The sequence below is a fragment of the Sinomonas sp. P10A9 genome (assembly GCF_041022165.1).
Lineage (GTDB): Bacteria > Actinomycetota > Actinomycetes > Actinomycetales > Micrococcaceae > Sinomonas > Sinomonas puerhi.
Genome location: NZ_CP163302.1, coordinates 2204562 through 2227625, shown reverse-complemented (window position 1 = coordinate 2227625; position 23064 = coordinate 2204562). Strand labels below are relative to the sequence as shown.

Sequence of the window (23064 nt, the reverse complement as noted above, 5' to 3'; positions counted from 1 at the left end):
CTTCGGTGACGGAGCGCTCGACGTCGTCACCGGCACAGGCCGGTGTGCCAGGCGCTGCCGGGAGCAGCGCCGATGGCTCGGCGCCGTCTGCGCGCGCAGCGGGCCCTTCACCGTCGGCGCCAGCGACTGAGGGGACAGGGCCCGCGCCGTCACCGGCGCCCGGGGGCAACAGCCTTCTCGAACGTCCGACCCTCGGACGCCGGGATTGGTCGTTCGCCCGTCTTGCGAGGCTGACTGGCCGTGGGCCGAGTGCCCACTCGCCCATCCTCGAGCCCCTCCTGCGCACCGTGCGGGCCAACAACCCGCGCGAGGACTTCGACCTCATCCAGCGTGCCTACGAGGTGGCTGAGCGGAGCCATCAGGGCCAGAAGCGCAAGAGCGGCGATCCGTACATCACCCACCCCGTCGCCGTGGCGACCATCTTGGCCGAGCTCGGCATGACGGGGACTACGCTCGCCGCCGCGCTCCTGCATGACACCGTCGAGGACACGTCGTACACCCTCGACCAGCTCCGCAAGGACTTCGGACCCGAGGTCGCAATGCTCGTGGACGGAGTCACCAAGCTCGACAAGGTCCAGTTCGGCGAGGCGGCGCAGTCCGAGACCGTGCGCAAGATGGTCGTGGCCATGGCCAAGGACATCCGCGTCCTCGTCATCAAGCTGGCCGACCGCCTGCACAACGCGCGGACGTGGCGCTTCGTCTCGCCCGAGTCCTCCGCCCGAAAGGCACGGGAGACGCTCGAGATCTTCGCCCCGCTGGCGCACCGACTCGGCATGAATACGATCAAGTGGGAGCTCGAGGACCTCTCGTTCGCAGCCCTCTACCCCAAGGTGTACGAGGAGATCGTGCGCATGGTCGGCGCCCGGACCCCCGAGAGGGAGAAGCAGCTCTCCCTCATCCGGGCCCAGATCGCCGACGACCTGCGAGCGGCGAAGATCAAAGCCGAGATCACCGGCAGGCCGAAGCACTACTACTCGATCTACCAGAAGATGATCGTCCGTCAGAAGGAATTCGACGACATCAACGACCTCATGGGCGTGCGCGTGCTGGTCGACTCGGTGCGGGACTGCTATGCGGTCCTCGGTGCGCTCCACGCGCGGTGGAACCCGCTCCCGGGCAGGTTCAAGGACTACATCGCGATGCCCAAGTTCAATATGTACCAGTCGCTCCACACAACGGTCATCGGGCCCAGCGGAAAGCCCGTCGAGATCCAGATCCGGACGCACGAGATGCACCGGCGCGCCGAGTACGGCGTCGCTGCCCACTGGAAGTACAAGGACCAGCCCGGCGCCCAGAGCCATAGCCCCAGCGGCAAGGCGTCCGAGATGGGCTGGCTCCGTTCCCTCGTGGACTGGCAGCAGGAGACGTCCGATCCCGGGGAGTTCCTCGACTCCCTCCGCTTCGAGATCAATGCGAAGGAAGTCTTCGTCTTCACGCCCAAGGGCGAGGTGATGGCGCTGCCGGCAGGGTCGACGCCTGTCGACTTCGCCTACGCAGTCCACACCGAGGTGGGGCACCGCACGATCGGTGCACGGGTCAACGGGAAGCTCGTTCCGCTCAACAGCGAACTGAACCACGGAGACTGGGTCGAGATCTTCACGTCCAAGGCGGAGGGTGCTGGCCCCAGCCAGGACTGGCAGCATTTCGTCAAGAGTCCTCGGGCACGCAACAAGATCCGCCAGTGGTTCTCCAAGGAACGTCGCGAGGAGGCCATCGACAAGGGCAAGGATCTCCTCACGCGTGCCATGCGCAAGCAGAACCTTCCCCTCCAGCGCCTCCTGAGCCACGACGCGCTGCTCGCTGTAGCTCAGGAGTTCCGGTACCCGGACATCTCCGGGCTCTACGCAGGCATCGGCGACGGTCATGCCTCCGCACAGTCGGTCGTCGAGAAGCTTGTCGACAGCCTCGGAGGGGCCGCGGGCGCAGCCGAGGACATCGCCGAGACGATCGCGCCGACCAAGGGGAGCGCGCCGCCGAGGTACTCCAACTCCGGTGTGATCGTGAAGGGCGTCGGCGACGTCTGGGTCAAGCTTGCCCGGTGCTGTACGCCCGTTCCGCCGGACCCGATCGTGGGCTTCGTGACACGCGGCTCCGGCGTGTCGGTGCACCGCACCGACTGCACCAACATCGCGACGCTCCGCGCTGAGCCGGATCGCATGGTCGACGTCGAGTGGGCGCCAACGCAGTCGAGCGTGTTCCTCGTTGAGATCCAGGTCGAAGCCCTCGATCGCAAGAGCCTTCTCTCCGACGTCACCCGGGTACTGTCCGACAACCACGTGAACATCCTGTCCGCCCATGTTCACACCTCGACCGACAGGCTTGCCGTCTCGCGCTTCGCGTTCGAGATGGGCGATCCCAAGTACCTCAGCCACGTGCTCGGCGCCGTGCGGCGGATCGACGGCGTCTTCGACGTCTACAGGACCACTGGGAACCGACGCAGGACGTGACGCAGTCCCGCGGCCTCAGGACTGAAGCCTCTCAAGGATCCGGCGTGCACGCTTCTTGTGCGGCTGCGCGGGCAGGCCTTCGAGGCTGCGGACCATCAGGCCGACAGTGAGCCCGAGGCCCTCGCGGGCCAGGAGGCGGCGGAGCACCGGAACGGCGATGCGCTCTTCGGAGTGGATCGCAAGGTCGACGGCTGTGCGGAGAGCGCTCGTCACCCGCAGGTCCGCAATCTCGAGCACGTCGAAGTCTCCGAAGCTCACCTCGTGCACGAGCAGCCTCTCCCCGGTCCCCAGTCTGGCCAGCCGCCGTGTGCTCTCGACCAGCATGACGGGCATCTCGGGCGGAGGAGCGCACCCGAGGATCCATGCCGCCGTCATGCGCCCCGCCACGGCGCGTTCCCGCACCCGGGCGGTGAGCATGGCGGACAAGGCTCGGGCCCTGAGCTCGGCCGTGGTCCGCGCACGGACGGGGACGTAGGCCCGGCCGACGAGACGCCGCACCATGCCGTCGGCTTCCATTGCCTGGAGCTCGACGGCGGTGAAAGGAGAGCCAGCCGTCAGGATCGGCGGAGTAGCTGTGACCGGTGCGGGATGAATCGTGGGACTGGGCATACGGACATCATGCCCCGACGCCCGGTGCTCGTGAGGCCTTCCGCGGTGGCCTGTGGATAAGTGCACCGGGGCCCGGCCTGCCGCTATGGCAGTGCCGGGCCCCGGTGTTGCTGTCCGCTGAGGTCAGCCGAGCTCGTTCGCCGACTGACGGAGCGTCTCGAGCCACGCACGGCGGGCGTCGAGCGCCTCCTGGGCCTTCGCCTCCGCCCGGCGGTCGCCCTTGGCCTTCGCAGCGCTGAGGTCGTCTTCGAGGCCCGCAATGGAGGATTCGAGCTGGCTCAGTGCGGAATCGGTCCGGGCCTTGGTCTCGGGATCGGTGCGCCGCCAGTTCTCGTGGTCAGCCTGGGCAACGGCATCCTCGACCTTGCGCAGCCCGGCCTCGATCCGTCCCATGTCGGCGCGAGGGACGCGGCCCGCATCCTCCCAGCGCTCCCGGACGGACTGCAGCGCCTTCTTGGCGGCCGCGAGGTCCTTCACCGGGAGGATCCGCTGGGCCTCCTCGAGGAGGGCCTCCTTGACGGAGAGGTTCGCCGAGTATTCGCGGTCGACGGCGTCGTTGGCGGCCTGCCGTGCCTCGAAGAAGACGTTCTGGGCGGCCCGGAAGCGGACCCACAGCGCGTCGTCGTCCTTCCGGCTCGCCCTCGGAGCGGCCTTCCACTCGTCCATGAGGCGGCGGTACTCGCCCGCAGCCCATCCCCATTCGGTCGACGACTGGAGGGTCTCGGCCTCGGCGATGAGCCCTTCCTTGACGGACTTCGCCTGGGCGTTGACGCTGTCCAGCTGCGAGAAGTAGGCGCGCCGGTGGCGGTCGAACTGGGTCCGGGCGGCACGGAACCGCTTCCAGAGCGTGTCCTCCGCAGCGCGGCCGAGACGGAGTCCCGACTTCTGCGAATTCTTCCACTCCTCGAAAAGCTCGTTCATGCGCGCGCCGCTCGACTTCCACTGCGTGCGCTCGGGGTCCTGCCCGCTGATCTGCTCGGCCTCCGCGACGATGGCCTCCCGCCGCTCGAGCTCATGTACCCGCGCCGCCTCGTGCTGTGCCTTCTCGGCGTCCTCGGCTTCGGCGAGCGAGGCCTCAAGGGCGTCGAGCCGGGCCTCGGCGGCACGCAGATCGCCTACCATGGCGCGCTCGGCGAGCTGTGCGCGGGCATGCACGGCAGCCTTGCGGACGTCTGCGACGGGGGCGTGCGAGCTCACTCGCTGCTCGGCGAGGGAGATCTGCGCGAGCACGTCCTCGAACTTGCGTGCGAAATAGGCGAGGGCCTCATCCGCAGACACGCCGGGATACTGGCCTACTGGATGCTCTTCGCCGTCGATGGTGAGGAATACATGCCCGTCTCCCTCGACGCGGCCCCACTTCGATGCCTCCGCCACCGATACGGCCGGAACGGTCGGGGCGGGCGCGGCGGCCGGGGCAGCCGCAGCAGCCGATGGGGCGCTCGGGGCGGGGACCACCGGTCTGGGCTTCGCCGCAAAGGCGGCGGGGGAGGGAACTGGTGCGGCCTCTGTGGCCGCGGTGTCGTCGGATTTCTGACTTTCGGTCACCGCTAGAACTCTTTCGCTTGTTGTCGGTACTTCAGGTGTGCTGCCGGTGGAGGCAGCCCACGTCACTTCACAAGGAACGAGTCTATCGTGACTGCTGTCACGGGAGCCCCGTCGTTCCCAGTCTTGACGCCCTGGGCGGCGATGCCCTGGACCACGTCGAGGCCCGAGGTCACCTTGCCCACGATCGTGTAGCCGCCCGCGCTGTCGGCGGGGATGGTCGTGTCCTTGTACACGATGAAGAACTCCTGACCGTTCCCGTACGCGTTGTTCGCGGTGCGGGCAACGGCAATGGTTCCGGCAGGATACTTGGTGTCGGCTGGCGTGTTCTCGAGCGGACCCCAGCTGTACCCCGACTCGGAGCTGCCGTCTGCCTTCTGGCCGCACTGCAGGACGCCGAAGGAATCCCCCGTGGTGAGGCGCCCGCACTGCCGGCTGTTGTATGTCCCCGCCTGCGCGAGCGAGGAGAAGACGGCGGCTGCCTGGGGCGCCGTCGTCCCGTCGAGCTCAACCCCCACGGGCTTCCCGTTGAGCACGAGGTCCCCGGTGAAGGTCTTTCCGGCGGCCGTCTCGGGCTTGGGGATGTCCGGCCCATTGCTCGGGGTTGCGCTCGGACTCGCCGTCGGCGTCTGGAGCCCGGCCTGTGCGGCCGCATACTCGGAGGCGGTGGGGTTCGAGGCGAAGACCGTGCCCTGCAGGACGGCGGCGACGACCAGGGCCGCGGCCCCGACGGCCGCCGCGATCGTGTTGTCGCGCCGTCGCCGTTTCTCCTTGCCGGTGCGCAGCTGCGCCCGTGCCTCCATGAGCTGGACCCGGCGGCGGTCCTCACGTGTGTTCCGCTTCGCCACCGATTTCTCCTCCAACGCTCGTGCATCCGACGGGTGCCTGAACAGGCGCATAAACTTGTGCAGCAGTCAGTCTACGCACAAGGAGTTTGTCCCCCATGGCACGTACCGCCTCGCTGTCCGGATTCCCCGAGTGGCTTCCGCAGGAGAGGCTTGTGGAGCTCCATGTGCTCGACACGCTCCGGCGCACCTTCGAGCTGCACGGCTTCGCCTCGATCGAGACCCGCGCTGTCGAGACCGTGGGCCAGCTGCTGCGCAAGGGCGAGATCGACAAGGAGGTCTACGGCCTCTCGCGGCTCCAGGACGACGACGACTCGGCCAGCAAGGACGACGCGCATGCGCTCGCGCTCCACTTCGACCTCACGGTTCCCTTCGCGCGCTACGTCGTCGAGAACGCCGGATACCTCGCGTTTCCGTTCCGCCGCTACCAGATCCAGAAGGTGTGGCGTGGCGAGCGTCCGCAGGAGGGCCGTGCCCGCGAGTTCACGCAGGCAGACATCGACGTGGTGGGCGACGGCGAGCTGCCCTTCCGGTACGACGTCGAGCTTGCGCTCGTCATCGCGGAGGCACTCTCCGCTCTCCCGATACCGCCGTTCCGGCTCCGGATCAACAACCGCAAGCTCGCTGAGGGCTTCTACCGCGGGATCGGCCTCGCGGACACGGCCGGGGTGCTGCGCAGCATCGACAAGCTCGAGAAAGTCGGCCCCGAGAAGGTCGCCGAACTCCTCCAGGAGGAGCTCGGGGCCACGCCTGAGCAGGCCAAGTCCGCTCTGGAGCTCGCCTCGATCCGCACGGAGGACACCTCGTTCGTCGGGCAGGTCCGGGCCCTCGGGGTCCAGGACGAGCTGCTCGAGGAGGGGCTATCCGAGCTCGAGCAGGTCATCGCCGCCGCGTCGGCCGCCGCGCCGGGCAAGGTCGTAGCAGACCTCAGCATTGCCCGCGGCCTCGACTACTACACCGGCACGGTCTACGAGACGGTCCTCGTGGGCCATGAGCAGCTTGGCTCGATCTGCTCGGGCGGCCGGTACGACGCCCTTGCCACCAAGGGCAGCCGCAAGTTCCCGGGGGTCGGGCTCTCGATCGGGGTGACGCGCCTCGTGTCCCGGATCCTCAGCCAGGAGCTCGCGACGGCGAGCCGCTCGGTCCCGACCGCCGTGCTCGTCACGCTCGTCGACGACGATTCGTGGATCGCCGCTCAGAAGGTTGCGGCCCAGCTCCGCGGCCGCGGGATCGCCGTCGAAGTCGCGGCGAAGGCGGACAAGTTCGGCAAGCAGATCAAGTACGCGGACCGCCGCGGCATCCCGTTCGTATGGTTCTCGCACGCGGACGGGACGCACGAGGTCAAGGACATCCGCTCGGGCGAGCAGGTCGGTGCCGATCCGGCATCGTGGATGCCGCCTGCCGCGGACCTGGTCCCGCAGGTCGTGGCCGCCTCCGCCTGATCGGCTGAGACGGGCCTCTGATTTACCACGGGGTCGCCGAGCGCCGGCGCACGATGCAGTCAGCCCGCCCGGCGCTGGCGGGTGGTGAGCACGACGGCGCGGACCGCCGTGCCGGCCGCGAGCACCACGATCATCGTGACGGCGGACGCCCACGGAAGCGTGAAGGCGAGGACGAGGCAGCCCGCGGTGCCGGCGGCGTTGAGCCACCGCGGGCAGTACACGGGACGCTCGCGCAGCGTGAAGGCGGAGGCGTTGGCGACGGCGTAGTAGACGAGCACGCCGAAGCTCGAGAATCCGACGACGGTCAGCAGGCTGCCGCTGAGCACGAGGGCGACGACGACCGCGCAGACGGCGAGCTCAGCGGCCCAGGGCACGCTGTGCGGGCCGCCAATCCGGGCGAGGGCACGCGGCAGGTCTCCCTCGCGAGCCATCGCGAGGCTTGTCCGTCCGACTCCCGCGATGAGCGCGAGCAGCGCCCCGAGGCATGCGGCCGAGGCGCCCGCCCGGACGATGTCCTCGGCCCACGGTCCCGCCGGTGCCGCGAGTTCACGGATCGGAGCGGCCGTCCCCGGCAGCAGGCCGGGAATCCGGAGGGTCAGCACCACCGCCAGGATGGCATAGATGGCGAGCGCCCCGGCAAATGCCGCGAGGATGGCCCGGGGGATCGCCCGCGTGGGATCCCGGACCTCTTCACCGAGCGTCGCGATCCGCGCGTAGCCCGCGAAGGCGAAGAACAGCACGCCGGCGGCGGTGAGGACCCCCAGAGGCGACCCGGCGCCGTCGCCCGAAAGCGCGGTGACCGCCGCGGCAGATGATGCCCGCGGTGGGCCCGCGATACCCACCACGATCGCGAACGCAAGGACCGCAAGCACGACGCCGAGCAGCACCTTGGTCACGAGCGCCGTCCGGGTGATCCCGGCGAGGTTCACCCCCGTGAGTGCGACGACCGCACCCACAGCGAGCGGCGCGGCATAGGAGGGCGCGACGTAGACCCCGAAGGTCAGGGCCATGGCCGCGCAGGAGGCCGCCTTGCCGGTCACGAATCCCCAGCCGGCGAGGAAGCCGGGCCACTCACCGAGCTGCTTGCGTCCGTAGACGTAGGTTCCACCACTCGACGGGTACTTCGAGGCGAGGGCCGCGGAGGCCACGGCGTTCGCGTAGGCGACAGCTCCGGCGAGGCCGAGCGAGAGAAGGAGCCATGGTCCCGCCAGGGCGGCCGCTTGGCCGAAGACTGCGAAAGCTCCGGCGCCGAGCATCGAGCCGAGGCCGATCGCTGTCGCGTCGACGGTGCCGAGCCGCCGTTCCAGAGGGGGGACGGTCGGCATGGGACCTCCGGGTAAACTCGATGCGAACCACTGTCGATCCTAGTGAAAGAAGAGCTGTGCTGCGCACACACGGCCTCGGGACCCTGCGTTCCGAGCACATTGGACAGACCGTCACACTCGCGGGCTGGGTGGCCCGGCGCCGCGACCACGGCGGGGTGGCCTTCGTGGACCTCCGCGACTCGACCGGCGTGTCGCAGATCGTGGTCCGCGAGGAGGAGGTCTTCCACGGCCTGCGCAACGAGTACGTCCTCCAAGTGGTAGGCACGGTGGAGCGCCGCCCGGAGGGGAACGAGAACCCGCAGCTCGCCACGGGTGAGATCGAGGTCATCGCCGAGAAGGTGGTTGTCCTCAACACCGCCGACCCACTGCCGTTCCAGGTGGACGAGCACGTGGAGGTCGGCGAGGAGGCGCGGCTCAAGCACCGTTACCTCGACCTGCGCCGCCCTGGCCCGGCCCGCGCCATGCGCCTGCGCTCCGAGGCCAACCGTGTGGCGCGCGAACTGCTCCACGGCGAGGATTTCACCGAGGTCGAGACCCCGACACTCACCCGTTCCACGCCGGAAGGCGCCCGCGACTTCCTCGTGCCGGCACGCCTCGCCCCGGGCTCGTGGTATGCCCTGCCTCAGTCGCCGCAGCTGTTCAAGCAGCTGCTCCAGGTGGGTGGGATCGAGAAGTACTTCCAGATCGCGCGCTGCTATCGGGACGAGGACTTCCGCGCCGACCGCCAGCCGGAGTTCACCCAGCTGGACATCGAGGCGAGTTTCGTCGAGCAGGACGACATCATCGCCCTCGGCGAGCGGATCGTCACGTCCCTGTGGAAGCTCATCGACGTCGAGGTGCCCACGCCAATCCGCCGGATGACCTACGCCGAGGCCATGGCGAAGTACGGCTCTGACAAGCCCGACCTGCGCTTCGGCCTCGAGCTCACGGACCTCACCGAGTTCTTCAAGGACACGACCTTCGGCGTGTTCAAGGCCGGGTATGCCGCAGGCTATGTAGGTGCGGTGGTCATGCCCGGCGGCGCCTCCCAGCCCCGCCGCACGCTCGACGCGTGGCAGGAGTGGGCCAAGCAGCGCGGCGCGAAGGGCCTCGCCTACGTGCTCTACAAGGAGGACGGCGAGTTGGCCGGCCCGGTAGCGAAGAACCTCACGGACGCCGAGCGCGCGGGCCTCGCGGATGCGGTCGGCGCCAAGCCCGGCGACTGCATCTTCTTCGCCGGCGGCGAACCGGGCCCCTCGGGCGCGCTCCTCGGCGCCGCCCGCGTCGAGATCGGCCACCGCACCGGTCTCATCGACCCCAATGACTGGGCGTTCGTCTGGGTCGTGGATGCGCCGCTCTTCGAGCCGTCCGCCGATGCGAAGGCCTCGGGCGACGTCGCGCTCGGCTACTCGGCCTGGACCGCGGTGCACCACGCGTTCACGTCGCCCAAGCCCGAGTTCATGGACACGTTCGACACGGAGCCCGGCGAGGCCCTCGCGTACGCCTATGACATCGTGTGCAACGGCAACGAGATCGGCGGCGGCTCCATCCGTATCCACCGCCGCGACATCCAGGAGCGCGTGTTCAGGGTCATGGGCATCGGCGAGGCCGAGGCTCTGGAGAAGTTCGGGTTCCTGCTCGAGGGCTTCAAGTACGGGGCCCCGCCGCACGGCGGGATCGCGTTCGGCTGGGACCGCGTGGTCGCGCTCCTCGCGGGGGTCGACTCGATCCGCGAGGTCATCGCCTTCCCCAAGACAGGCGGCGGCTACGACCCCCTGACCGCGGCCCCTGCGCCGATTACGCCCGAGCAGCGCAAGGAGGCCGGCGTGGACGCAAAGCCCGAGCCGAAGAAGGCGCCGCAGGAAACTGCGCCGAAGGCCGAGGACGCGAAGGGCGCCTGAGGCTCGGTCCGCATCCGAGGGCGGCCGCGAGGACGGCGTCTTGACGGGGTAGCGTAGAGGCGATGGAAGATCTGTTCGGATCAGTGGGCGTCGGCGGGGTGGGCCCCGACAGCGATGACGAGTCCGCGCCGTCGGCCGTCTCGAGCGAGCGCGCCGCGAAGGCCGCCCGCGATGCCCAGCGGAGTCCCCTCGCGGTGCGCTTGCGCCCGCGAAGCCTCGACGAGGTAGTGGGCCAGCAGCACCTGCTGGGGGAGGGGTCGCCCCTGCGGCAGCTCGCCGCGGGCGCGCCGAGCGGTGCGCTGTCCGTGACTGGACCGACGTCGGTGATCCTGTGGGGCCCTCCGGGGACCGGGAAGACAACGCTCGCGCACGTCATCGCCCGCGGCCCGGGCCGCAAGTTCGTCGAGCTCTCGGCGATCACCGCCGGCGTCAAGGACGTCCGGCGAGTCATGGACGAGGCGCTCACGGCCCGGGACCTGCACCGCACAACGACTGTGCTCTTCCTCGACGAGATCCACCGCTTCACGAAGGCCCAGCAGGACGCCCTCCTGCCCGGGGTGGAGAACCGCTGGGTGGTGCTCGTCGCGGCGACGACCGAGAACCCCTCCTTCAGCGTGGTCTCACCGCTGCTCTCACGCTCGCTCCTGCTCACGCTCAGGCCGCTGACTGACGAGGATATCCGCGGTCTCGTGGTCCGCGCGGTGACTGACCCGCGCGGGCTGGGCGGCGCCGTCGTGCTCGCGGACGACGCCGCGGATCACCTCGTGCGGCTCGCCGGCGGTGACGCCCGCCGCGCCCTGACCGCTCTCGAGGCAGCGGCCGCCGTCGCGCTCGGACAGACGAGGGGCGAGAGCGAGGGCGACGACGCCAGCCCCGTCACCATCCAGGTGGCGCATACCGAAAAGGCTGTCGATGCCCATGCCGTGCGGTACGACCGCGCAGGGGACATGCACTATGACGTGGTGAGCGCGTTCATCAAGTCGATCCGCGGCTCTGACGTCGACGCCGCACTGCATTATCTTGCCCGCATGGTCGAGGCAGGGGAGGACCCCCGGTTCATCGCGCGGCGCATCATCATTTCAGCGGCCGAGGATATCGGCATGGCGGACCCGACCGCGCTCCAGACGGCCGTCGCCGCGGCCCAGGCCGTGCAGCTCATCGGCATGCCCGAGGGCCGGATCGTGCTGGCCGAGGCGGTGGTCCACCTCGCGACGGCCCCGAAGTCCAACGCTGCGTATATGGGCATCAATGCGGCGATCGCGGATGTCCGGGCCGGCCTTGGCACCGGCATCCCCGCTCACCTGCGCGACGCCCACTATGCCGGGGCGGAACGCCTGGGCCACGGCAAGGGCTACCAGTACTCCCACGACGCCCAGCACTCCGTAGCGCGCCAGCAGTACCCGCCGGACGACCTCGTGGGGAAGGACTACTACGCTCCCACGGCGAATGGCTCTGAACGCGAGCTCCAGGCCCGGGTCGAGCGGCTGCGCGGCATCATCCGTGGCTCCTGACCTGCCGCTGCCATGCTAAGCTGGTTGACCGTCTGGCACGACCGGGGCAGCTGTGTTTTAGGGCAGCACGCCCCTCGGTAGCAGAAGGCAGTCGCGGGCCAATGCTCTCCACCTCCGGAGGCCAGGATTCCAGTGCCGCGGCAGTATGAAAGGACACACGTGTCTAGCACTCGTGCCCGCCGTCAGACGCGCCTCTCGCGCGCTCTCGGCCTCGCGCTCACTCCCAAGGCCGCCAAGTACATGGAGCGCCGCCCGTACGGCCCCGGTGAGCACGGCCGTGCCCGCAAGAAGCAGGACTCGGACTACGCAGTCCGCCTCCGCGAGAAGCAGCGCCTCCGCGCCCAGTACGGCATCCGCGAGGCGCAGATGACTCGCGCCTTCGAGGAGGCCAAGCGCACCAAGGGCCTCACGGGTGAGAACCTCATCGAGCTCCTCGAGATGCGCCTTGACGCCCTCGTGCTCCGTGCCGGCTTCGCCCGCACGATCGCCCAGGCCCGTCAGATGGTTGTGCACCGCCACATCATCGTGGACGGCAAGCGCGTTGACCGCCCGTCGTTCCGCGTCGCCGAGGGCCAGCTGATCAGCGTCCACGAGCGCTCCGAAACCATGGCGCCGTTCCAGGTGGCCGCTGCAGGTGCCCACCGCGACGTCCTCCCGGCCGTCCCGGGCTACCTCGATGTCAAGCTCGAGTCGCTCCAGGCCCGCCTCGTGCGCCGCCCGAAGCGCTCTGAGGTTCCCGTGACCTGCGAAGAGCAGCTCGTCGTCGAGTACTACGCCCGCTGATCCGCCCCGCCCAAGGCGGACAGACCGACGGCGGGCAGACCGACGGCGGACGGACTGCAGGCGGATGGGCCGTCACGCAAGGAGCCCGCGGCGCGCGCCGCGGGCTCCTTGCGTGTGTAAGGTAACGACAGGGTGCGCGGGCAGTCCGTGCGCGAGGAGGAGGAATCGTGTCCGGAGGCGACATTGCAGGGCTCATTGCCGCGGGGGTCTTCGCCGTGCTGGTGGCGTTGCTCGCCGTGCCGATCCTGAAGCTCGGAAAGGTCCTCGACGAACTCCGCGGATCCATCCGGACCCTCGCGGACGGGGCCACACCGCTCATGGACGAGGTGACGATGACCGTCTCGACCACGCACGAGCAGCTCAAGAAGGTCGACGGGATTGCCTCCAACGTCTCGGATACGACGGCGAACGTCTCGGCGCTGTCCTCACTCATCGCCGCGACGGTGGGCTCGCCCCTCGTCAAGGTCGCGGCGTTCTCCTACGGAGTCCGTTCTGCCTTCGCCCAGGGCAGCAAGGCACCCCGTCGGTCGGGTCGCCGCAGCCGCTGAGGCGCTCGAGCGCGGCCGACGAGGACGAGCCAACGCAGGCAGGAACAGCACCGCCGCCAGGAACAGCAACGCCGCCAGGAACAGCCAGAAGGGAACCAGCCGTGAAGCGAATTGTGTGGCTCGGCGTGGGTGTCGCCATCGGCGTCATCGCCTACCAGAAGATCAGCGAGGCCCGTTCGCTCGCGTCGCCCGGAGGAGTGAATCGGGCCGTTGCCTCGCTCGCGGACAGCGTGGCGCATTTCGCGGACGAGGTCCGCGCCGGCATGGCCGAGCGCGAGGGCGAGCTCCGCAAGGGCCTTGGACTTGAAGGCTAGCCCCGGCGCCTAGAATTGATGGAGTCGTCCGGACCGCACACCCAGCGCTCGGATCGCAGGCCGCCGGCACATCGCGCCGCGTGGCGCACGTAGAGAAGGTTGAAGCACACGCACATGAAGTCGCAGGAGATCACCCGACGCTGGATCGACTACTTCGTCAGCAAGGGACACACCGCGGTGCCTTCGGCGTCGCTCGTCTCGCCGGATCCGTCGATCCTCTTCACGATCGCTGGCATGGTGCCGTTCATCCCGTACCTCACGGCCCGCGAGGAACCGCCGTTTCCGCGTGCCACGAGTGTCCAGAAGTGCATCCGCACCGCTGACATCGAGGAAGTGGGCAAGACGGCCCGTCACGGCACGTTCTTCCAGATGTGCGGCAACTTCTCCTTCGGCGACTACTTCAAGGAAGACGCGATCAAGTTCGCGTACGAGCTCTTGACGAAGAGCGTCGACGACGGCGGTTACGGGCTTCCCTCCGAGAAGCTCTGGGTGACGGTCTACGAGGATGACGACGACGCCGCCGACCTCTGGCTCAGGGACACCGGAATCCCGGCTGGGCGCATCCAGCGCATGGGCAAGAGTGACAACTACTGGTCTACCGGCCAGCCCGGTCCGGCCGGTCCCTGCTCTGAGATCTACTACGATCGCGGCCCCGCCTACGGCCCCGACGGCGGCCCTGCCGTGGACGACACCCGCTACATCGAGATCTGGAACCTCGTGTTCATGCAGTACCAGATCGAGAATGTTTCATCGAAGATCGAGTTCGACATTGTCGGCGAGCTTCCGAAGAAGAACATCGACACGGGCCTCGGCATGGAGCGTCTCGCGATGATCCTCCAGGGCGTGGAGAACATGTACGAGACGGACCAAGTGCGGCCCGTCATCGACAAGGCCGCCGAACTGGCCGGCAAGACGTACACCTCCGCCGAGTCCGACGCCGACCCGCACCACGCCGACGACGTCCGGATGCGCGTCGTGGCCGACCACGTCCGCAGCGCCCTCATGCTCATCGCCGACGGCGTCACGCCGTCCAACGAGGGCCGCGGGTACGTGCTTCGCCGTCTGATCCGCCGGGCAGTCCGCGCCATGCGGCTGCTCGGGGTCGAGAAGCCCGTGATGCCGGAGCTGCTTCCCGTCTCGCGTGACGCCATGAAGGGCGTCTACCCGGTGGTCGCGAACGACTTCGACCGGATCGGCCGCATCGCCTACGGCGAGGAGCGGGCCTTCCTTCGCACAATCGCGGCGGGCACTGCCCGTCTCGACGAGGCTGTGACGGCTTCGAAGGCGGCTGGCTCCCAGCTCTCGGGCGAGGAGGCCTTCGCCCTCCACGACACGTATGGCTTCCCGATCGACCTCACGCTCGAGATGGCCGAAGAGGCCGGCGTCACGGTCGACGAGCCGGGCTTCCGTGCCCTCATGGAGGAGCAGCGCCAGCGCGCCCGGAAGGACGCCAAGGAGAAGAAGTCCGGCCACGCCGACCTCACGCTGTTCCAAGAACTCCACACGGCCGGGGACACGGTCTTCACGGGCTACACGGAACTCGAAGGCGAGTCGCGCATCCGCGGCCTCATCGCCACCGGATCGCGCGTCGACCGCGCAACGGCGGGCGAGGAGGTCGAGATCATCCTCGAGGAGTCCCCGTTCTACGCCGAGGCCGGCGGGCAGGCAGCAGACCGCGGCCTCATCAGCGGTGACGGCTTCCTCGTCGAGGTCCTCGACGTCCAGCGCCCCATCAAGGGGCTGAGCGTCCACAAGGCCGTGGTGCGCGAAGGCGAACTGAGCGCCGACGCGGTCGTGCGCACGGTCGTCGACAGGGAGCGCCGTCACGCCGCCGAGCAGGCTCACACGGCCACGCACCTCGTCCACGCGGCCCTGCGCCAGATTCTGGGCCCGGAGGCCGTGCAGCGCGGCTCGTTCAACAAGGCGGGCTACCTGCGTTTCGACTTCGCGTGGGGCGAGCAGCTCTCCGGCGCCGCGAGGAGCGAAATCGAGGAAGTCGCGAACCTCGCGATCCGGGACAACTTCTCGGTGAACACTGCCGAGATGCCCTTCGCCGAGGCCAAGGCCGCCGGCGCCATGGCGCTCTTCGGCGAGAACTACGGCTCTCGCGTGCGCGTCGTCGAGATCAACGGACCCTGGTCCATGGAGCTGTGCGGCGGTACCCACGTGGACCAGACCGCGCTCATCGGCAGCCTCACGCTGCTCGGCGAGCAGTCAGTCGGATCGGGCAACCGCCGTGTCGAGGCCTACGTAGGCCTCGATGCCTTCCGCCACCAGGCCGCTGAGCGAGCCCTCGTGTCCGAGCTGAGCGAGATGTTCAAGGTTCCCTCCGGCCAGCTCACCGAGCGCATCTCCGCGACTCTCGAGAAGCTCAAGACCGCCGAGAAGGAACTTGAGCGCCTTCGCAAGGAGAAGCTCGCGGCCTCAGCGGCCGCCCTGGTCGGCACCGCGAAGGATGTCGCTGGCGTTCGCCTCATCACGCACGACGCCGGGCAGCTCGGTTCCGCCGATGAGCTCCGTGGGCTCGCCCTCGACCTCCGGGCCCAACTCGGAGACAGCCCGGCAGCGGTGGCTGTTGCCGGCGTCGCCAAGGGCCGGCCAGCGGTCCTGGTCGCGACCAACGAACAGGCGCGGGCTACCGGTGTGAAGGCTGGGGCGCTCGTGCGGATCGCGGCCGGGATCCTCGGCGGCGGCGGAGGCGGCAAGGACGACGTCGCACAGGGGGGCGGGACCGACCCGGCCAAGATCGTGGAGGCGCTGGGGGCGATCGCGACGGCTGTCGCGCAGCGCTGACCCGGAGCCGCCTATGATTTCCCCCGAGCTTTCAGAGAACACCTTCCCGCGCGGCGTCAGGCTTGCCGTGGACGTGGGTTCGGTGCGCGTCGGCGTTGCAGTGTGCGACGCCGACGGCATCCTGCCGACGCCGCTGAAGACCCTGAGCCGCGACCCCAAGCGGAACAGCGACATCAAGGTCCTGGTCAAGGAAGCCGCGGTGCGCGGCGTTGTCGAGGTCTATGTCGGCCTCCCGCGAACCCTTGCCGGCCGTGAGGCCGAATCCGCGACGATGGCACGGCGGTATGCAGAGAACCTGGCTGCGGCGCTGGGCGAGGCTGGCCTCGAGTGTCCCGTGCGCCTCGTCGACGAGCGCTTCACAACCGTTGAAGCCCACCGAAACCTGCGTGCCGCTGGCATGGATTCCCGCGAGCATCGTAGAGTGGTGGACCAAGTGGCAGCCGTCGGCATACTCCAGCATGCGCTGGATATGATCCGAGGCCGAGGAGACGCGGGGGCTCTGGTGGACATCCCCACTCTCACGGGTGGGGACCTCGGTAGCAACGAGACAGATGTGAGAGGCTAACGAGGATGGACCCCCAGGAGAACACGACCCCCGCCGTGCCTGACCGGCCCTTGACCCGCCGCGAGCTGCGCGAGCTGGAGCGTGCACGCCAGGAGTCGCAGCAGCGCATGCTCGCGCCCCAGCGACGAGCCCCTGCAGCGCCAGCGCCGTCGTCCAGCAGCCCACCGGCGGTACCCGATGCGCCGGAGCGCCGCCCGGCTGCCGAGCCGGCGCGTACTGAGGCTCCATCATGGCCTTCAGCGCCGTCCCAGGTGCGCCCTCCGCAGTCGGCGGGCCCGCCGTCGGCGACCCGGCCCGGCCCGGATTCAGGCATGGAGCCGGCAGTGGGCGAGGGAACTGGCCAGCACGGCATCCACGGACGGCGTCGCGCGCGGAGCTTCGAGACTGCGCCGGCGCCTGCGGACCTGGCGTCGGCGGCTAAGGCGTCCGTGGCGCCGGGCGACGCGGCCTCGCTGCAGCCGACTTCGGCCGCAATGGGCTGGGGTTCCTACCCGCCCTCGGCTGGATCGGGCTCGCCGGCCTATTCCCCGCCGTCTCCCGTCGCGCTGGCCGACGCCGGAGCGCCGTCGATCCTCCCCACGCCGGTCCCCGCAGGGCGGACCGCTGCCGTCGAGGCCTTCCCCGCGCTGTCTGAGCGGGAAGACTCTTCCTTCGCTGCGCCGTCGTCCGAGCCTGCAGCCTCTCCCGGCAGTCCGGTCGAGCCCGCCGCGACCGCCTACTTCCCGGCCGTGCCGGAAGCCCAGCCTGCGACCCGGCCAGTGAGACGCGTTCCGGCATCGGAGGACGCTCCCATTGTGCGCAACGTCTTCCCTGCCGCCGCCCAGGCCTTCGCCCGAGACTCGGCCATCGCGGTCGCCGAACCCGAGCCCGAGCATGCGACCGTGCACCCCTGGGACACGTACAACGACACGTACCACGAGCCGGCATTGGCGGAGCCGGCGGATCTGCACGAGGATCTTCCTCCGCTCGACTCGGCCCACTATGCCCACCCGGCGGAGGAGACCCATCCGTTCGATGACTCCCATGCCGTCTTCGGCGACCCTGTTGTCGCGAAGGCTGCGCCCCGTCGACGGCGCCGGTTCCGCGTGATCATCGGCCTGACCCTCGCCCTCGCGCTGTTCGTGGGCGCCGTGCTGCTGGGCGTCCAATTCCTCAAACCGATCCTTGGTTTGGACAAGGTCAAGGACTTCCCGGGACCGGGCACCGGCTCGGTCGTCGTGACCGTGCAGCCGGGCTCGGGGCCGGCCGCCGTCGCCAGCACGCTCGAGAAGCAGGATGTCATCGCGGACTCCGCGACGTTCCTCAAGGCGTTCGCCGCCGCGGGAGGCAGCCTCCACCCGGGCGACTACACCTTCAAGAAGGAGATGACCTCTGCCGCGGCCGCCCAGATCCTGACGGGCTCATCCAACGACAAGGTCATCTACTTCGCCCTCAATGCCGGCATGCGGGTAGGCGAGTCCCTCGACGCCATCGCCCAGGCCGCTTCGGTGAACCGGAAGGACCTCGACGCGCTGAACGCCAAACCCGTGGACTTCGGGCTGCCGGCCAAGGCGAAGAGCCTCGAGGGCTATCTGGCACCGGGGGAGTACAGATTCCCTGTCGGAACGTCTGCCAAGGACATCCTCACCAAGCTGGTCTCCACGACGCTTGACACGCTCAAGGCCGCGGGAGTCACGGATCCGGACAAGCAGTATGACGTCCTCACGGTGGCCAGCATTGTCCAGGCCGAAGGCGGGCAGGCCGACTACGGAAACGTGGCGGGGGCAATCTACAACCGCCTCAAGCCGAACCCGGAGACCAACGGACTCATCCAGTCGGACGCCACGGTTACCTACGGCCTCGGCAAGAAGAGCTACCACATCACCGATGCGGAGAAGGCGGACGCAAGCAACCCGTACAACACGTACCAGCACACCGGGCTGCCCGCAGGGCCTATCGGTTCGCCGGGCACGAAGGCGCTCAATGCCGCCGCGAACCCCACGCCCAACAACTACCTGTACTGGGTCACCGTGAATCTGGACACCGGCGAGACGAAGTTCTCTTCGACGTACGCGCAGCACCAGATCTACGCCCAGCAGTACCAGCAGTGGTGCCAGGCCAACGCGGGGAAGTGCCAGTGACGCCAGAACCAGTGACACACCTGCGTGCCGCTGTCCTCGGCCATCCGATCGGCCATTCGAAGTCACCGGCGCTGCACCGCGCCGCGTACGGGCTGCTCGGCGTGGACATGGAATATGGGTCATTCGACCTGACAGAGGCGCAGCTTCCCGGGTTCGCAGGACGCGTGCGGTCCGAGCCATGCTGGCGCGGCCTCTCCGTGACGATGCCGCTCAAGGCCGCGTTTGTCCCGCTCGTCGACCGGCTCGAAGGCCTCGCCGCCAGCCTCGGCGTGCTCAACACCGTTGTGGTCGAGGAGGGCAGCGGCGGCCCCGTGCTCGTCGGGTACAACACGGACGTTGCCGGCATCACGGAGTCGTTCCGCCACGCCGGCCTCGCCCGCGCCCACGATCCCGTCGTGGTCGGGGCGGGCAACACCGCCCTTGCGGCCGTCGCAGCGCTCCGGGGGCTGGGCGCGAACCGCATCGAGTTCCTCGTTCGGAACGCCTCCCGCTCAGGGGTTGCCGCCTCGCTCGCGGAGAGGCTCGGCCTGAGCGTCACCGTCTCCCCGATCGATGCCGGAGCCGCGCGCCTGAGTGCGGCAGACGCCGTCGTGAGCACCCTGCCTCCGCGCGCGGCGGACGGCCTGGCCGCACGGCTGGCGGGCGTTGCCCCTACGCACGACGGCGCGCGGCGTGTCCTGCTCGACGTCGCGTACGACCCGTGGCCGAGCCAGCTCGGCGAGGCCTGGGAGGCCAGAGGCGGCCGCGTGCTGCACGGCCTCGAGATGCTCGTGTACCAGGCGGTCGAGCAGATCGTGCTGTTCACGGGACGAGAGGATGCGCGCTCGGCCGCCGTCATAGATGTGATGTGTGACTCAGTGGGCGTACCCCGGCGCACCGCGTAGGGCAGCCGCGTGGCAGGATGGAGGTCATGTTGCGTTGGTTGACTGCCGGTGAGTCTCATGGCCCGGCACTCGTTGGCATCCTCGAAGGGCTCCCCGCGGGCGTGGCGCTCACCAGCGAGGACATCCGTCAGGCCCTCGCGAGGCGCCGCCTCGGCTATGGCCGCGGCGCCAGGATGAAGTTCGAGCAGGACGCTGTCACGATCGTGGGCGGCGTGCGCCACGGCAGGACCCAGGGCGGGCCCGTCGCCGTCGAGGTGGGCAACACCGAGTGGCCGAAGTGGGAGCAGACCATGGCGGCCGACCCTGTCGATCCCACCGAGCTCGAGGGTCAGGCGCGCAATGCCCCGCTCACGCGTCCACGTCCCGGGCACGCAGACTTCACCGGAATGCAGAAATACGGGTTCGACGAGGCCCGTCCTGTGCTCGAGCGCGCCTCCGCCCGCGAGACGGCTGCCCGGGTGGCACTCGGCACCGTGGCGGCGGCCTTCCTGAGGGAGCTCGGGATCGAGCTCGTCAGCCACACGACCCAGATCGCGGGGGTCGCCGTCCCCGAGGACGCGTCCGTTCCGCTGCCCTCGGACGTCGCCGCACTCGACGCCGACCCGCTCCGCTGCTTTCACGCCGAGACCTCTCGGGCGATGGTCGCCGAAGTCGACGCTGCCCACAAGGAGGGCGAGACCCTCGGCGGCGTCGTCGAGGTGCTGGCCTACGGCCTTCCGCCGGGCCTCGGCAGCTACGTCCACTGGGACCGCCGGCTCGACGCACGCCTCGCCGGCGCGCTCATGGGCATCCAGGCCATCAAGGGCGTCGAGGTCGGGGACGGCTTCCGCACCGCGGCCCGCCGCGGCTCGGCCGCGCATGACGAGATCGTGCGCGATGAGAACGGCAAGATCGTCCGCTCGACGAATCGGGCAGGCGGGATCGAGGGCGGCATGAGCATCGGCGATGTCCTGCGCGTCCGCGCGGCCATGAAGCCAATTGCGACCGTTCCCCGCGCCCTCCGCACTATCGACGTGTCCACGGGGGAGTCCGCCAAGGCCCACCACCAGCGCTCGGACGTCTGCGCGGTGCCGGCCGCCGGTGTGGTTGCCGAGGCCATGGTGGCCCTCGTGCTCGCCCAGGCCGTCCTCGAGAAGTTCGGCGGCGACTCGGTCGCCGAGACGCGTCGGAACCTCGAATCCTTCGTTGCCTCCATTCCGCCTGCCCTCGACTCGGTGGCCGGATGACGGCGGGATCCTGCCGGCTTGACCGCCCCGTGGTGCTGTTCGGTCCGATGGCCTCGGGCAAGAGCTCGGTCGGAATCGCCCTCGCGGGCCTGACGGGTGCCGAGTTCCTCGACACCGATGCCCTCGTGGTAGCCGAGCACGGTCCCATCCCTGAGATCTTTGCGGCCCACGGCGAGGAGGCCTTCAGGCAGGCCGAAGCGGAGGTGATCGCCATGGTCCTCTCGCAGGAGCACCCTCGCGGACTCGTGCTTGCCCTCGGGGGAGGTTCTGTGCTCCGAGAGGAGACGAGATCTCGACTCGGCGGGGTCCACCGGATCTACCTGCGGGCGTCGTGGGACGACGTCGCACCGCGGCTCGCGGGCAGTGCCGACCGCCCGCTGCTGCACGGAGACGCAGAGAACGGCTGGAAGGCCCTCATGGACCGGCGGCGCCCCGTGTTCGAGTCGCTCGCGACTCTGAGCCTGGACACGGGCCACAGGACCGCGGCCGAGGTGGCCGTACAGATCGCGCAAGAGATCGCGGAGGGTCATTGCCGCGTTGACGAGGGAGCCATCGTATGAGCGGCGACGCTGCAGTCATCAAGGTCACGGGGAGCACCCCGTCCGAGAACTACGACGTGGTCGTGGGACACGGTCTGCTCGACCGCCTCGCCCCCGTGCTCGGCGAGCGGGTTCGGCGCGTCCTCGTCGTCCACCCGCGGGCACTGCGCGCGACGGGAGACGCCGTGCGGGAGTCGCTCGAGGGGGAGGGGTTCACCGCCCTCACGGCCGAGATCCCCGATGCAGAAGAGGGCAAGCACATCCAGGTCGCCTCGTTCTGCTGGCAGGTCCTGGGACAGAATGACTTCACGCGCTCCGACGCGATCGTCTCGGTCGGTGGCGGCGCGGTCACCGACGTCGCGGGTTTCGTCGCAGCGACCTGGCTGCGCGGCGTGCGCATAGTCCACCTGCCGACGAGCCTCCTCGGCATGGTCGACGCCGCCGTGGGCGGCAAGACCGGCATCAACACCGCCGAGGGAAAGAACCTCGTCGGCGTCTTCCATCCGCCAGCGGCTGTTTTCGCCGATCTCGACGCGCTCGCGACCCTGCCGCGCAACGAGCTGCTGTCCGGCATGGCTGAAGTGGTCAAGTGCGGGTTCATCGCCGATCCGGTCATCCTCGACCTCATCGAGAAGGACCCGGAGGCCGTCGCGGATCCCGCCTCCGACGTGGTGCGGGAGCTCATCGAACGCTCGATTGCCGTCAAGGCGGGGGTTGTCTCCGCGGACCTCAAGGAGGCGGGCCTCCGCGAGATCCTCAACTACGGGCACACGCTCGGCCACGCGATCGAGCTCGCGGAACGCTATTCCTGGCGGCACGGCGCGGCCGTGAGCATCGGCATGATGTTCGCAGCCGAGCTCGCCCGCAGCGTGGGCCGGCTCGAGGACGACGTCGCCGACCGCCACCGCAGCATCCTCGAGTCCCTTGGCCTGCCGACCTCATACCGGGGCGACCGCTGGCAGGCCCTCCTCGACGGCATGCGCCGCGACAAGAAGTCCCGCGGGGATCTGCTCCGCTTCGTGGTGCTCGACGGCGTCGCCAAGCCCGGCATCCTCGAGGTGCCTGATACCTCCTTGCTGTTCGCGGCGTATCAGGAGATCTCACAGGGAGTGAGCGCATGATCATTGACCGCCGTGAGTGGCCAAGAGCCGGATTTCCCGGCATCGCGGTCAATCCGGAGACGTTGAACACGGAGATTGTGGACGAGGAACGCTGTCAGGACGCCCTGACCGCGAGCAACAGCCCCCATGACCGAGCGCTCGTCGAACTCGCCCGTGGCCACGTGGGCAACGCCGCCGAGATCCTCGTCGCGGCCCGGTACGAGGATCCCGAGTCCTTCGAGCTCAAGGTCCTCGAGCTCGACGTCCTCAGGGCAAGCAACCGCAACGACCGTGCGGTCGAGCGGGCCCAGCAGCTCCTCGCCGAGGCTAAGGGAACCCCGCACGAGGCCAAGATCTGGCAGTATCTCGGCAAGATCCAGTTCACCCGCGGCAAGTACGCCGCGGCGTCGAAGGCTTTCTCCAAGGCCCTCGACCTCAGGGTCGCGGAATCGGCCGACGCGAGCCTGATCTACTCCTCCACGGTGGCGCTCGGACGCGCGCGGGAGCTCCTCGGCGAGGAGGAATGACGCAGTAGGGCGTACTGTCCAGTTAGAATGGTCTGCGGATTTCTGAGAGAAGATACGAGAGGCG

The 23064-nt window shown here is 69.2% G+C and carries 19 protein-coding genes; 15 read left to right on the top strand and 4 right to left on the bottom strand.

Translation table 11 applies throughout. From position 1 onward, the window contains the following. Positions 1-5 precede the first annotated feature (5 nt). Positions 6-2447 carry a RelA/SpoT family protein gene (locus AB5L97_RS10125; protein ID WP_374049288.1) on the top strand — a complete coding sequence of 814 codons (2442 nt, stop codon included), beginning with the start codon at positions 6-8 and terminating at the stop codon, positions 2445-2447. A 15-nt stretch (positions 2448-2462) separates the two neighbouring features. Here AB5L97_RS10125 and AB5L97_RS10120 read toward each other — a convergent pair whose 3' ends face one another. The 3 genes from AB5L97_RS10120 to AB5L97_RS10110 form a co-directional block, all read right to left on the bottom strand. Then, the gene (locus AB5L97_RS10120) at positions 2463-3056 is read right to left on the bottom strand and encodes a hypothetical protein (RefSeq protein WP_369044622.1); all 594 of its coding nucleotides are present in this window, start codon (positions 3054-3056) and stop codon (positions 2463-2465) included. A gap of 123 nt (positions 3057-3179) precedes the next feature. Beyond that, positions 3180-4667 carry a DUF349 domain-containing protein gene (locus AB5L97_RS10115; protein WP_423246779.1) on the bottom strand — a complete coding sequence of 496 codons (1488 nt, stop codon included), beginning with the start codon at positions 4665-4667 and terminating at the stop codon, positions 3180-3182. Next, positions 4664-5497: a peptidylprolyl isomerase gene (locus tag AB5L97_RS10110; protein WP_369044620.1), complete on the bottom strand. Its 834-nt coding sequence runs from the start codon at positions 5495-5497 to the stop codon at positions 4664-4666. Before AB5L97_RS10110 ends, AB5L97_RS10115 begins: the two co-directional genes overlap by 4 nt. Before the next feature lie 44 nt (positions 5498-5541). Here AB5L97_RS10110 and hisS point away from each other — a divergent pair, with 44 nt between their 5' ends. Further along, positions 5542-6885: a histidine--tRNA ligase gene (gene hisS, locus AB5L97_RS10105; RefSeq protein ID WP_369044619.1), complete on the top strand. Its 1344-nt coding sequence runs from the start codon at positions 5542-5544 to the stop codon at positions 6883-6885. A 59-nt stretch (positions 6886-6944) separates the two neighbouring features. On the opposite strand, the gene AB5L97_RS10100 is transcribed toward hisS, so the two are convergent. Then, a complete protein-coding gene (locus tag AB5L97_RS10100; protein WP_369044618.1) occupies positions 6945-8210 on the bottom strand; it encodes an APC family permease in 1266 nt (421 codons plus the stop codon). Between the two features lie 56 nt (positions 8211-8266). On the opposite strand from AB5L97_RS10100, the gene aspS reads away from it, so the two are divergent. From aspS to AB5L97_RS10035, 13 genes are all read left to right on the top strand, one after another. After that, complete coding sequence (gene aspS, locus AB5L97_RS10095; RefSeq protein ID WP_369044617.1) at positions 8267-10090, top strand: aspartate--tRNA ligase; 1824 nt, start codon at positions 8267-8269, stop codon at positions 10088-10090. Between the two features lie 62 nt (positions 10091-10152). Next, positions 10153-11601, top strand: coding sequence for a replication-associated recombination protein A (locus AB5L97_RS10090; RefSeq protein WP_369044616.1), 1449 nt, complete (start codon positions 10153-10155; stop codon positions 11599-11601). Positions 11602-11760: 159 nt separating this feature from the next. Continuing rightward, positions 11761-12384: a 30S ribosomal protein S4 gene (gene rpsD, locus AB5L97_RS10085; RefSeq protein WP_307958355.1), complete on the top strand. Its 624-nt coding sequence runs from the start codon at positions 11761-11763 to the stop codon at positions 12382-12384. A 167-nt stretch (positions 12385-12551) separates the two neighbouring features. After that, positions 12552-12932, top strand: coding sequence for a DUF948 domain-containing protein (locus tag AB5L97_RS10080; protein WP_369044615.1), 381 nt, complete (start codon positions 12552-12554; stop codon positions 12930-12932). 101 nt (positions 12933-13033) lie between these two features. Continuing rightward, positions 13034-13246 carry a hypothetical protein gene (locus tag AB5L97_RS10075; RefSeq protein WP_307958353.1) on the top strand — a complete coding sequence of 71 codons (213 nt, stop codon included), beginning with the start codon at positions 13034-13036 and terminating at the stop codon, positions 13244-13246. Positions 13247-13360: 114 nt separating this feature from the next. Continuing rightward, positions 13361-16039, top strand: coding sequence for an alanine--tRNA ligase (alaS, locus tag AB5L97_RS10070; protein ID WP_369044614.1), 2679 nt, complete (start codon positions 13361-13363; stop codon positions 16037-16039). 13 nt (positions 16040-16052) lie between these two features. Further along, the gene (gene ruvX, locus AB5L97_RS10065) at positions 16053-16604 is read left to right on the top strand and encodes a Holliday junction resolvase RuvX (protein ID WP_369044613.1); all 552 of its coding nucleotides are present in this window, start codon (positions 16053-16055) and stop codon (positions 16602-16604) included. A 323-nt stretch (positions 16605-16927) separates the two neighbouring features. Beyond that, a complete protein-coding gene (mltG, locus tag AB5L97_RS10060; protein WP_369044612.1) occupies positions 16928-18724 on the top strand; it encodes an endolytic transglycosylase MltG in 1797 nt (598 codons plus the stop codon). Continuing rightward, positions 18721-19608 carry a shikimate dehydrogenase family protein gene (locus AB5L97_RS10055; protein ID WP_369044611.1) on the top strand — a complete coding sequence of 296 codons (888 nt, stop codon included), beginning with the start codon at positions 18721-18723 and terminating at the stop codon, positions 19606-19608. Before mltG ends, AB5L97_RS10055 begins: the two co-directional genes overlap by 4 nt. A 26-nt stretch (positions 19609-19634) precedes the next feature. Then, complete coding sequence (gene aroC / locus AB5L97_RS10050) at positions 19635-20834, top strand: chorismate synthase (protein WP_369044610.1); 1200 nt, start codon at positions 19635-19637, stop codon at positions 20832-20834. Beyond that, positions 20831-21394, top strand: coding sequence for a shikimate kinase (locus tag AB5L97_RS10045; RefSeq protein ID WP_369044609.1), 564 nt, complete (start codon positions 20831-20833; stop codon positions 21392-21394). The genes aroC and AB5L97_RS10045 overlap by 4 nt, the downstream gene beginning before the upstream one ends. Continuing rightward, complete coding sequence (gene aroB / locus AB5L97_RS10040; RefSeq protein ID WP_369044608.1) at positions 21391-22494, top strand: 3-dehydroquinate synthase; 1104 nt, start codon at positions 21391-21393, stop codon at positions 22492-22494. The genes AB5L97_RS10045 and aroB overlap by 4 nt, the downstream gene beginning before the upstream one ends. Next, positions 22491-23000 (top strand): tetratricopeptide repeat protein, encoded by a 510-nt coding sequence (locus AB5L97_RS10035; protein ID WP_307958345.1) that lies wholly within the window; start codon positions 22491-22493, stop codon positions 22998-23000. The genes aroB and AB5L97_RS10035 overlap by 4 nt, the downstream gene beginning before the upstream one ends. The last annotated feature ends 64 nt before the right edge of the window (positions 23001-23064 follow it).

Coding starts and splice junctions, on each gene's coding strand:
- AB5L97_RS10035 (WP_307958345.1), top strand. CDS start 22,491: ATGATCATTGACCGCCGTGAGTGGCCAAGAGCCGGATTTCCCGGCATC.
- AB5L97_RS10110 (WP_369044620.1), bottom strand. CDS start 5,497: ATGCGCCTGTTCAGGCACCCGTCGGATGCACGAGCGTTGGAGGAGAAA.
- ruvX (WP_369044613.1), top strand. CDS start 16,053: ATGATTTCCCCCGAGCTTTCAGAGAACACCTTCCCGCGCGGCGTCAGG.
- AB5L97_RS10120 (WP_369044622.1), bottom strand. CDS start 3,056: ATGCCCAGTCCCACGATTCATCCCGCACCGGTCACAGCTACTCCGCCG.
- AB5L97_RS10090 (WP_369044616.1), top strand. CDS start 10,153: ATGGAAGATCTGTTCGGATCAGTGGGCGTCGGCGGGGTGGGCCCCGAC.
- alaS (WP_369044614.1), top strand. CDS start 13,361: ATGAAGTCGCAGGAGATCACCCGACGCTGGATCGACTACTTCGTCAGC.
- AB5L97_RS10100 (WP_369044618.1), bottom strand. CDS start 8,210: ATGCCGACCGTCCCCCCTCTGGAACGGCGGCTCGGCACCGTCGACGCG.
- hisS (WP_369044619.1), top strand. CDS start 5,542: ATGGCACGTACCGCCTCGCTGTCCGGATTCCCCGAGTGGCTTCCGCAG.
- AB5L97_RS10045 (WP_369044609.1), top strand. CDS start 20,831: ATGACGGCGGGATCCTGCCGGCTTGACCGCCCCGTGGTGCTGTTCGGT.
- aroC (WP_369044610.1), top strand. CDS start 19,635: ATGTTGCGTTGGTTGACTGCCGGTGAGTCTCATGGCCCGGCACTCGTT.
- aroB (WP_369044608.1), top strand. CDS start 21,391: ATGAGCGGCGACGCTGCAGTCATCAAGGTCACGGGGAGCACCCCGTCC.